10 protein-coding genes and 1 pseudogene are annotated in these 10,044 nt (G+C 53.9%); 2 read left to right on the forward strand and 9 right to left on the reverse strand.

Going from position 1 to position 10,044, the window contains the following annotated elements; translation table 11 throughout:
* The 4 genes from IFT71_RS21280 to IFT71_RS20890 form a co-directional block, all read right to left on the reverse strand.
* On the reverse strand, positions 1-366 hold a 366-nt coding region (locus IFT71_RS21280; RefSeq protein ID WP_206757481.1), incomplete at its 3' end, for a hypothetical protein.
* A gap of 654 nt (positions 367-1,020) precedes the next feature.
* The gene (locus IFT71_RS20885) at positions 1,021-1,545 is read right to left on the reverse strand and encodes a hypothetical protein (RefSeq protein WP_192143395.1); all 525 of its coding nucleotides are present in this window, start codon (positions 1,543-1,545) and stop codon (positions 1,021-1,023) included.
* A 123-nt stretch (positions 1,546-1,668) separates the two neighbouring features.
* Positions 1,669-1,971, reverse strand: coding sequence for a DUF6894 family protein (locus tag IFT71_RS22070; RefSeq protein ID WP_416365454.1), 303 nt, complete (start codon positions 1,969-1,971; stop codon positions 1,669-1,671).
* A gap of 550 nt (positions 1,972-2,521) precedes the next feature.
* A complete protein-coding gene (locus tag IFT71_RS20890; protein ID WP_192143397.1) occupies positions 2,522-3,346 on the reverse strand; it encodes a hypothetical protein in 825 nt (274 codons plus the stop codon).
* 1,010 nt (positions 3,347-4,356) lie between these two features.
* Between IFT71_RS20890 and IFT71_RS20895 the strand changes: the two genes are divergently transcribed.
* The gene (locus IFT71_RS20895) at positions 4,357-4,794 is read left to right on the forward strand and encodes a hypothetical protein (RefSeq protein ID WP_192143399.1); all 438 of its coding nucleotides are present in this window, start codon (positions 4,357-4,359) and stop codon (positions 4,792-4,794) included.
* A gap of 546 nt (positions 4,795-5,340) precedes the next feature.
* On the opposite strand, the gene IFT71_RS20900 is transcribed toward IFT71_RS20895, so the two are convergent.
* The 4 genes from IFT71_RS20900 to IFT71_RS20915 form a co-directional block, all read right to left on the reverse strand.
* The gene (locus IFT71_RS20900; RefSeq protein WP_192143401.1) at positions 5,341-5,898 is read right to left on the reverse strand and encodes a recombinase family protein; all 558 of its coding nucleotides are present in this window, start codon (positions 5,896-5,898) and stop codon (positions 5,341-5,343) included.
* A gap of 125 nt (positions 5,899-6,023) precedes the next feature.
* Positions 6,024-6,473 (reverse strand): hypothetical protein, encoded by a 450-nt coding sequence (locus IFT71_RS20905; protein ID WP_192143403.1) that lies wholly within the window; start codon positions 6,471-6,473, stop codon positions 6,024-6,026.
* Positions 6,474-6,748: 275 nt separating this feature from the next.
* Positions 6,749-7,060, reverse strand: coding sequence for a hypothetical protein (locus tag IFT71_RS20910; protein WP_192143405.1), 312 nt, complete (start codon positions 7,058-7,060; stop codon positions 6,749-6,751).
* A gap of 119 nt (positions 7,061-7,179) precedes the next feature.
* Complete coding sequence (locus IFT71_RS20915; protein ID WP_192143407.1) at positions 7,180-7,644, reverse strand: hypothetical protein; 465 nt, start codon at positions 7,642-7,644, stop codon at positions 7,180-7,182.
* 1,646 nt (positions 7,645-9,290) lie between these two features.
* Between IFT71_RS20915 and IFT71_RS20920 the strand changes: the two genes are divergently transcribed.
* Positions 9,291-9,848 (forward strand): hypothetical protein, encoded by a 558-nt coding sequence (locus tag IFT71_RS20920; protein WP_192143409.1) that lies wholly within the window; start codon positions 9,291-9,293, stop codon positions 9,846-9,848.
* A gap of 110 nt (positions 9,849-9,958) precedes the next feature.
* Here IFT71_RS20920 and IFT71_RS21950 read toward each other — a convergent pair.
* Positions 9,959-10,044, reverse strand: a pseudogene (locus tag IFT71_RS21950) (VOC family protein); the annotation flags it as partial.

The raw sequence follows: 10,044 nt of genomic DNA on the forward strand, positions 1-10,044 counted from the left end.
AGGTTCTCCCCGCTTCGGAACGTGATTGATCAGATTATACATGATATCGGTTCCGATATATTGCCTGTTTCCGTATGGACGAGGCCCCCCATCCGGACTTGGCGGCTGCCAGCCTTTGGCGGTAACGTCTTCCGTAGACGCAACGTTTTGGAGCCCGTTCGAGCCACCGTTCCACGGCAGCCACCAAAAGGTCTTCCTTAATTCCTTATGCTGGATTGCTATCGCAACATGGCTTGGCCAATCAGGACCGCTGTCGACTAAGCGAAAGTAGGCAGTTACGCTTGGATTGTGGCGCAAAACATAGTGTGCCTGCTCAACGGGACAGGTAGCTACCGCAGCCGCCGCAAGTGCTAACATGCCAATCATTGCGACAGTCTCCGCCCCTAGTCTTATCTCATTGTAGCTAATGAATGAGTGTCGGCAATCGTGACCGTCATGAAGACGGATGCGAACGGGTGTGGGCGGAAGCGGAATGACCAGGATTGGCAGAAAGCGGACGTTTCGTTCTAGTGATTCCGTAACACTGATTAACCCTCTGGTAGCAACACCTCTCTAGGTGATTGATTGCTGATAAAGGGGGGATATAATACGATGAGCGGTTCGGTCCCGAGAGATCGGCGCAAAGTTGGCGTCGCATCCGCTATAATCCTTGCGTCATCTGCTGTCGTGTCGTTCGTGAGTCTGCTTGTCTATGCGCAAGGGCTCCCGGAATTACCAATAACCTCCATAGTGATCCTAGCGCTCACCACAGTGTTCACAGTAGCAGCCGCCACTTGGCTGGGACGTAAAATCTGGATCGCAGGCAGTAGATGGCCTGCAATGGCGCTGCTGGCATGGTCCCTCATGAAACAGATCAATCCGAACTTTTTATACCCAAACGTGCTGCCAAAGCTCCTTTATGTCGTAGCACTCGTGGGAGCCATAATGGTTATAGTTCCGGCTAACGCAATGAAATCCGGGGATGTCCGTTAGTTGGCGTCCGCGGAACGGCCAGAGTTTAGTGGTAAGCTGCCGTTCGTTCTACTTCCGAAAAGTCGCCTGCGCCTCCGCGACGATCCGCGCCTCAAGATCTTCGGTATTCGTTCCGACGTATGCTGCCATACGCCACCGCCCATCCAAATAGTGCTGTCCTACGGGTCGCTCCAGAAAACCGACGATCTCTGCAAGTTCGGCTTCGGTGAACTCCCAGTCTAGGTGATTCTCATAGGCCTCCTGATACTCAGCCCGGTGCTGGGCGTAAGCGTCTCGTAAAGCGGTCATCCTCTTTTCAAAGCCACCGATCAGCGTCTCGCTAAGCGTCTGGCCCGATGAGATGGTCCACATGGGACCACCGGGCACGGCGTAGCGCTCAAGAAAGCTGCCAGTGTCTAGCTTATCTTGCAGTCCTATGGCCTTCATAAAGCGCCGGATCAGCGCCAGCTTTGCCAGACTGGCCGGATTCTCAACCTGAGTAGACGAAGCCAACGGCGAAGGGGTCTGACCTTGAGCTATGGCTTCGTTTGATGGCATCAGGATCGCCAGTCCGAAAAGGAAATATGTTCTCATATAGGTAGTTTCCGCGAGACGGCCTATGTCCGCAACTGGGCGATTTAGGACGTTCGCCGTGTGTTGGTACGACACTCAAGCTGCCGCAGATATGCAAAACCGCTTTCTTCCAAACAGTTCACTTTATCTAGCGGGTGTCCGGCCCGGCGGCCCCGCTTGGCGCTGTTCGGAATCTCCGAAACCGAATTTCATGGTGGACGGTGCAGCCGTCACGCAAACGAGAATTGTAAACAACGTAAGGCGATTAGCGTCAGTAATAGTCATGACCCAATCTTCGCCATTCCAAATTGCCGGTCCTTGCTCACATATAAGCCGACCCGCGTATTTTAACGCAAAGCAGCGAGCGGAAGCGATTGAAGGCAGTTCTTCGCCGACACAAGGAATGGCTGGTTCGGTATCAGCTATCTCGAAATAGTAAACTGACATAAGAGTCTCCCAAACTGAAACGGGAGCACTCGGTCTCTCAGTCGCTAAATACTAACGATAGATCAAGAGCGAACGTGGCACCTCTACAGTTCCATAACGCATGGCGCTTTGTGAGCCCTGCCCATCTCGCGTCCCAAAAAACGACACCGAATATCGATAGGGCTGCCGATAGTCCCAGAGTGGAATGCGTGCCGAAATTTCGTGCAATAAGCGGTAGCTGACCGAGTGCTCCGCCAACATGAGTGCCTGGTACAGTGGCCATGATTCACGCTTAACTCGGCTGCGTACCGTTTTCGTATCGCCGCACACCTGCGTGGTCTAAAGGCAGCAATCGGGAAATTGCTAGTCGCTTCTGAGCGTCTGCAATTGGGCGTGAACGGAACGGCCGGAATTGTTGGAAAGCGGACGGTTTGCTTTCGGGTCTACAAACCGAGAAAATATAAATGGGTGGCGGCTCCTATGTATCTGTCTTGTGGCTCCGCAGGAATTTAAACTTCTCGTGCGTTTTGGCGAAAGCAAAACCGGTGAGGCTCGCACCGGTATCGAACATCTAAGACTTTGGAACAGCCGGCTTTGATCCGTTAACATTTCCAAGCCAGTAAAATCCATCGTAATTTTCGTCCGATGAAATTCCCGCTAAGGGCCGTAATGATATGAATGGTAGATGCCGCAAGTCGCCATCACCACTGTAAGAGTGCACGCCACACTCAATATCACCAGCCATGATTTTCTTCCCTGCTGTGCGTTTGTACCCCGGCTTTAAAACACAATCCCACGACGTGCCTTTTGCTGCTGCCATGTTTAGAGTCACGATCTCATCGGGCGGGGCTAAAGACATCGCCATTGGTTTAAAGGTGGATCCTTCCCGGCCAATTTCGCGCTTTCGAGCGTGAAGATTGCCGACCAATACTAGAACATGATCATAACGGCGCTGCCGAGATGCTACACGGATGTTTTCGGCCTGGGCTGCTTCGTGCGGGCCTTGTCCAGACAGGGCTTTAAATCGCTCGCGCTGAGCTTCGTCGCGTGCACCATTAAACGCCACAATGCTGATTAAGCCGCCTGCTTCCTTTAAGGAATGGAGCCTTACTAGCAACTGGAACATCGCTTCACTGGTGACCCCATCTTCTCGCCCTTTCCAACCCGCGAGTCTTAACGCGGCTTCGAACTGGGATGGTTGAAGCGACCATGCCGCCTGAAACGCCGGGTTGTGGATGGCGTCGTGCTCAACTGCGACGAGCACATGCTCACCCTTAGCGGCAAGTGCGCAGGCTACATCTCCTACAAACTTTGGAGCCTCTTTAGTGCCATGGTTTTCACCGAAAATCACAAAGCGCGGTTTTCGTTCCGCAACTTGTTCCCATCCATCAGGCATCAGACAATTGGCCTTTGCTCGGACTGCCGCCAGCCTGTCGGCTTGGTCGCCAACGGATGCGTAAGACATAGTAAGTAATCCCGCTCCGGAACCACTGACCGCAATTGCTGCTAGGCAGCACAGATGACGGATCCTCATCGCAGAAGGATGGCCGGAAGTGGACGCGAAGGCAATCGCACGGTTTCCCTACATTGATGAGCAACGTGGGTATTTTGCATCAATGTTGACCGGCAGGGGAAACCGCCGTGGATGAATGACCGCTTTCGGGGGGGGGGCTGATTTGTGACCTGACCGTCCGATACTGGGCGTAAACGGTCATTCGACGCGATTGGCCCCGAAACGTCCGCTCTACACCAGACCCGGTCGTTCCTGATGCAAAAATCAAAAGTTTTGCATCAATCCGGTGGGGCTATCGATTGATCGGAAGCCGCGCATTTGCTGACATACTGGTCCTCTGTCATCACAGTCGCCCAGCGGGAGAGTAGAATGTGCCGATGATGTTTCTCCAAGAGCTAATCGTAGGAGTTTCTGCGGCATTTGTCGCTCAAGCTACTGCGTTCCCCCCCCCCCGCCGCCTCCCAGCTCTTTCGAGGCGCTCGAACCGACTGTGGGAGAGCAGCACCTCGTTGTCAGGTGTGGGGTTGAGAACCTCGAGGTGCTATATCGTTGGCGGGATCGCAGTAACGAGGTGGTGTCGTTTAGCTTCTGGCGTAAGTCGCTCTCGGCGGAGGAACTCGCGCGCTTGAACACTTGGTTGCGCGAGTTACGCAGCCCAGCCGTCATAATGACGTGGTGCAACCCGTTCGGCGCCGACGTGATTTTTCAAGAAGCCTACACGAGGCTGTCGGGAGGTCGAAAGCGCATCCGGATCAACTTCGCATACGGACGCCTCTCCCGCATAAGTGCGTAGTCGCGCAATTCGGCACTTCCTATGCAAGTCTGGCAAACACGCGATTGCCGCGAACACCCAATTACGACAGATTCCGCGCGCCTAGTTCGGGAGATGCAAAATGCTAATAGCTTTTCTGATGCTGACCCTCGCTGCCGAGAAGCTGCACGTTATAGCCACCTTTGATACGGCCCTGCCTAATCCCGATAAAATGGTAGCCGAGCAGATCGAAAAACCAGCTGATATTTCATCAGAGACTTTTGCAGCTCAGTTGGTTGAAGCAGAAGGTTTAACATCGTGGAACCCACAAGATCGAGCCGGTTCACGGCCCGGTGCGATATTGCCCTTCAAGGCTCGACACGCGGCTAATGGCCATGAAGTCGTCGTCTACTTTTCCCCCGACACTCAGACTGTGTGCAAAATCAGTCGCGAACGAGGTGGATTTTCCAATATTTATCAGAAGGCAATTCAGTGGTGTGCTACCTCGTTAGGTATCTTGTTGCCTGCAAAGCGCCCACCAGTAGCGCCAACTATTGCTCCGGTTGACGCAAAACTGTGAGGTCTATGGCCGAAGCTGGGTTGTCGGCACCGTGAGCTGTCACGTCTTGATGCGAAAATCACCAATTTTGCATCAGGCAATAAAGGGCAGAACTATCGTCTGATTTTTGATGCATATCTCGGATGCATTGTGGCGATCAAATCTGCCGCTCGGATCGATAGGGAACAGTGGGCAGTAAATTATGGACCTATCAAATCCACTGGCGGCGTTGCTCGTCGCTGCCGTTATTGCATCGCCCGCATCGGCCGAAACATTCAGTTATAAGGCACCGTCGGGGGCTAACTTCCTGCTCCGTGATCAAGCCATTGGCTGTTATCGGGCGTACGGCTTCTCAACGTCGTCGACCCTAACTGACGTCGCCAGTTATTATGACAGGCAAGCTCAAAAGTCTGGCTTTAAGCGTTCTACCGTTCAGCACCGCCCTGGTTTTCGATTCTCTAACTACCAGGACGCTAACGGTTTTGCGTTGAGCGTAGCCGTGAATGCTCGATCAAAGCCGACCACCGCTACCGTCATGTATCGCGGGAGCAACAGGCCATCCCACTGTTAGCGTCCCTGATTTCGATACAGCCGCGATATTGTTGCCTGATCAACGCCAAACAGCGCCGCGACAGTGCGTTGCGTGTCGCCAGTAGCGAGCCGCTGTAGCGCCTCTGTCTGTTGGTGAGGGGAACGGGCAGTACGTCGGCCGAACTTGACGCCGCGGGCCTTGGCCTGGACCCTGCCAGCAGCGGTACGCTCGGTAATACGATGGCGCTCATAGCTGGCTGCGACCCCCAGCACGGCAATGATGACATCGGCGAACTGCGAAGTGGTATCGACCATCGGCTCCGCGATCGACCGGAAGCCCGCACCGGCTTCCTTGACCACATGGAGGATGTTCAACAGGTCGCGGGTATTACGAGCGAGGCGATTGGTCGACGTCACCATAAGAACGTCGCCAGCATCGAGCGCGCCGATCACCCGCTTGAGCTTGGGCCGCTCGGCGGTCGCGCCGCTGACCTTCTCGCGATAGACCTTCGTGCAGCCGGCCGCATCGAGCTGGGCGAGCTGCTGGGCTAGATCCTGCCCGTTAGATGAGACGCGTGCGTAGCCATAAATCATGCACTGCTTATGCATCCGATTTATGCATCATATAAGCGGCTGTAACTCCGCTATTTTTCGTTTTATGCAAAACTTGCGAGTTTTGCATAATGGTCACGGAGCGAATGACCGATAGTCGCAAAAACTCAAAATGGGGCAGGAGGTCTATAAGTCATTGATACACGATCAATGTTGTTATTGATGTCTAGCACCACCTCAATGTCCCAATAGAGTTTTCCAAGGCCATCAGGAGCGTAAGCAAGTCTGTATGGCTGCGCTAGCTTATTGTCGCTGCGGACCCGTTCGACATTCCACACGCTCTTAAACGGCACCTGTAAGAAGGCCTCGCGAGGCGAAACCTTCGTCTTGTCATATGAGGCGATCGATCCCGCAAGGAGCTCGAACGACTGAAATTTTCCAGCTCTCAAAAGACGTTGAGCGTCCTCCAGCTTGGCGATGAGGTCAGTTGCTTCTCGGGGGGTGACTCCGCTCAATTGCCGTTCGATAGGAACCGGCACGCTTGGCGTCGTTTGTGCCCCGCCGCTAACGGATTGGCCTGCTAGGCCGACGATAAAGGCAATTTGTAAGATGCCCACGCTCGAATTCTCCTTGGTTCGGGTTTTGCATGCAATCGCTCTGAAGCAAATCAGCCGTTATGATCCGCGGCCGTTGATGCAAAACTTTTGATTTTGCAGCAACGCGGAGGCGGGTTGGCATCATCGAGATGAACGGATGTCCGCTTTCGAGACTGCGAGTTACCTACCGGAACGTCCGGGTGTGGGCGGAAGCGGAATGGCCGGAATTGGGGAGGAGAGTTCGATAGCTGCCCAAGAATGGCGTTGTTACCCTCTCTACCCCTGCATATAGAGCCTCACTTTGTTTGGTAGGAACCCGGAAAGAAACTACCGATGTCGAACCATAACTCACGAGGCTTTCCCGCCGCGTCGACGCAGTTCAGGACATCGTAGTAGCCACCCGTGGTAACGAGCGATTGACTCATTGGCCGAAGTTTCATCTTTTTGGCGATCTTGTATTCTTTGGCCACATCCGTCACTTTGATTGCTGTTACCTGCGATAACCCATCTGGAATTGGCACAACCTCTGGAACGCTTATCGGGTTACTACTGATTTGAGCATAGGCTGCGGTCGATGTTGCCAGAACCATAGCCAAAGCGATTCGCATGTTTTTCTCCTTATAAGGCCCTGTGCATTATCCAGACATAGATACACGGTAAGCTCAGATTTTAAATAAGACCCACCTCTTGGCCCGCGATGAAGGGTTTTGGCGAAAGCCTCAGCGAATTAAAAAGATGCTTTTCTCCAACAGGGGGTGAGCTGGATGAAGGACGCATCAATCCATATTGCAATTGATGATCTATTGTTAGAACTTACGGTAACTTCACCTGCAATGTCGGACGTGGGCGCGGATAAAGAATAACCTGTCCCATCAAACATTGATTTGGTTGATTGGCCTGGTATACCGTATGGGGCGAATGTAGGCATTTTTATGCCTTTCATGCTTTTAACAACATCCAGTATGACAGGACAGTTTTCACTGTCAGCCATCCATACTTCGTTGCCCTCAGTTGATTGTTTTATTAATCGCAATCTATAAGGGAAATCATTGCTTGCATCTCGATCACCCGTCGCAATTTCAACTGTTTCAGTGATGTGGTTTAGTGCGCCCGCGCGGCTAAATTGAGCCCAGCGCCGTGGATGTGGCGGCAATGGGACCGCAGTTTGAAGAAGGGCGATTATCAAAAGCATCAAGGTCCAATCTAGCTTTTGAAAAGAATGACACGCATCGGCGTTCCCCGCAATTGAACATCAACCAACTGCTCTGCCCTAAGCCGTGATGATTTGTGCATCGCGAATGGTGCGTTCCGGGATCCAAGGTCGGTCCGGAACGACCGAATCTGGGCGCCCGGATCGCCAGCCTGAACGTCCGGGTTTGGGCGCAAGCGGAATGGCCGCTATGCAGTGGTCGACGTGGGAAACGGACACCGTTGCCAGAGTGCTCAAAGGTGGGCAGTTTCAATCAATGAAAGGCGTCTCATTTTTTGGTCCTGTAACGTTGCTTCTTCTATCCTCGTGTAGCCGCAGCGAGCCGGGGCCGTCGTCACCAGCGATATGCCGAGAATCTCCCCCTGACGATTATCGCGATTATGATGCGTGGATCGCTCGTGCACGGAAGGCAGGGTGCCAAATTGTTGATAGCGACGAGGAAGCCCTCAGCATACGCAATCGAGCGATTGCTTCTAGGGCGACGATTGCACCCTGACGAAAGTCGTCTTCTTCTGGTGGTGTGCGGACCGACTGCTTTGAGCGGTAATGCCTAGTAAGCGGACGGTCTGCTTGCGATAGAAAGCCGACACCTACTTGCGGGAGCCACGGAATATCAGCCAATTTCCAGCAACTAAGTTGGCAAATCCGAACGCCAGGCTAACCAGCATCGCCTGACTTTTAGCCGCGTGACACGAGTTGCCCGGCACAGGACCGATTAGGTCTTCGGCACAGTCGCCCAAGGCGCTGAAGCCCACAAGCACTAGCGTGATGGCCGAGGCAATGACGGTCCACGCTTCTGCGGCAAGAGTTCGCATTAAGCTAGCTCGCCTCCAGCCGAACAAGGCTACCGGCAAGCATGGCGCAAGCCAGATTAGCAAGACCCAAACTCCACTTTGCATGTGCCTTACTCGCTTGGGGTCATCGCAAGACGCGTGAACCACATAGTAAGTAAGCTGAACGAACGACGGCTATCGAGCAAGCGCTCCGCGACAAGAATGGCGACATGTGGGCGTAAGCGGAACTGCTCGAATGGAGAGGATTAGCGGACGTTCCGCAAAGCCCGCCGGGACAGGAACTTAATGGTAAAACGACTAGCTAGCAGCGCGATTGGTGTGACCACCGCAAGCGCCGTCAGACTACCCATCAACACGGCACCCGGCGGAGCGTCGTCCGCCTCCATTGCAAGCACCCAATGTCCAAACGATACGCAGAGCAGAGCCGGTATGGTCAGCGTTCCTATCGCCATCGACAGGGAGTTACTCTTCGTAGCAGCGCGGCTAACGGCTGCTATCGTGCCCGCGATCAGGGAAACACCCAAGAAAATGCCAAAGAGGAAAAGTAGGCCAAAAAGCATCTGACCTTCATGCAGGCGCTGTCGAATGTCTGCAACTGGCCGACTGCTACCTTATCATACAGCCTGTAAGGTCGGTCCAGACCTACATCTTAGGCAACGCCTTACGGAAGTCGGACTTCGAAATGGGCGATCTGTTGATCCGCGTCGTCGCCGTTCCGCGCCGCGCGAGGTAGCCAGTGGCGATAGCCTCGAAGATCGCGCGCGTTGAATCTCCGCATAGCGATGTTTAGGGCTGCGCACGCGGAGAACGGCATATTTACGTGGAGACGATGAAATGGCGAAACATGTCCGTTTGCTGATCGTCATTGGGATCTTGACGAGGACGCTGGGTTCACCGTTGACCGCGAATGCCCAAACTTCGCTGCAATTCGATTGTGACGCACCGGTCGATCAATTTAGGACGGAAGCACAGATGGTGGCGCTGCCTATCACGGTTGTCGGCACGATCTCCCCACTCGCGATGGTATCGAAAGATTATGTTCCATCCGCCAGTGTAGCGATCGTCAGCGAGGATGATAAGAACGGTGTTGGATTTCAGGTAAGTGCTCCGGCAGACGATGCGCCGGAATTGGATGTCGATTATATCGAGACGCAACGCGGCATTCTTAAGGAGACACCTCAAGGTCGCGTACCCTCCGCTGGAGCAATCCCCTTTACTCTGTCCGTTTCGAAGCTAGGCGACGTCACGGTCACTGTCGGCACCATGATGTTCACCGCAAAGTTCGCGCCGGTTGCGCGTGTGAAGGTGGCCGCAACCTGCACTAGCGGTCATTTCAAATATGCCGGCAGCCTGTCAAATGCGAAGGCGGCGACCATATCCGGAACGCCGTAGAAGCCCGAACTGGCTGGAAGCGGAATGGCCGGGATTGGTGGAAAGCGGACATTCGCGCGGTCGCAAAATCCGGGTCCGCTAGGGTCAAAAGCGGACCCGTGCCGGACAGATCAGGCAGGGAAATGTATTCCGCATAGTTTGTTGCCGTCTGGGTCGCGAAAATAGGCAAGTTCGACTGTCCCCAGCGATGCGGTAT

Origin of the sequence: Sphingomonas sp. CFBP 13733 (assembly GCF_014841795.1) — a bacterium.
Lineage (GTDB): Bacteria > Pseudomonadota > Alphaproteobacteria > Sphingomonadales > Sphingomonadaceae > Sphingomonas > Sphingomonas aerolata.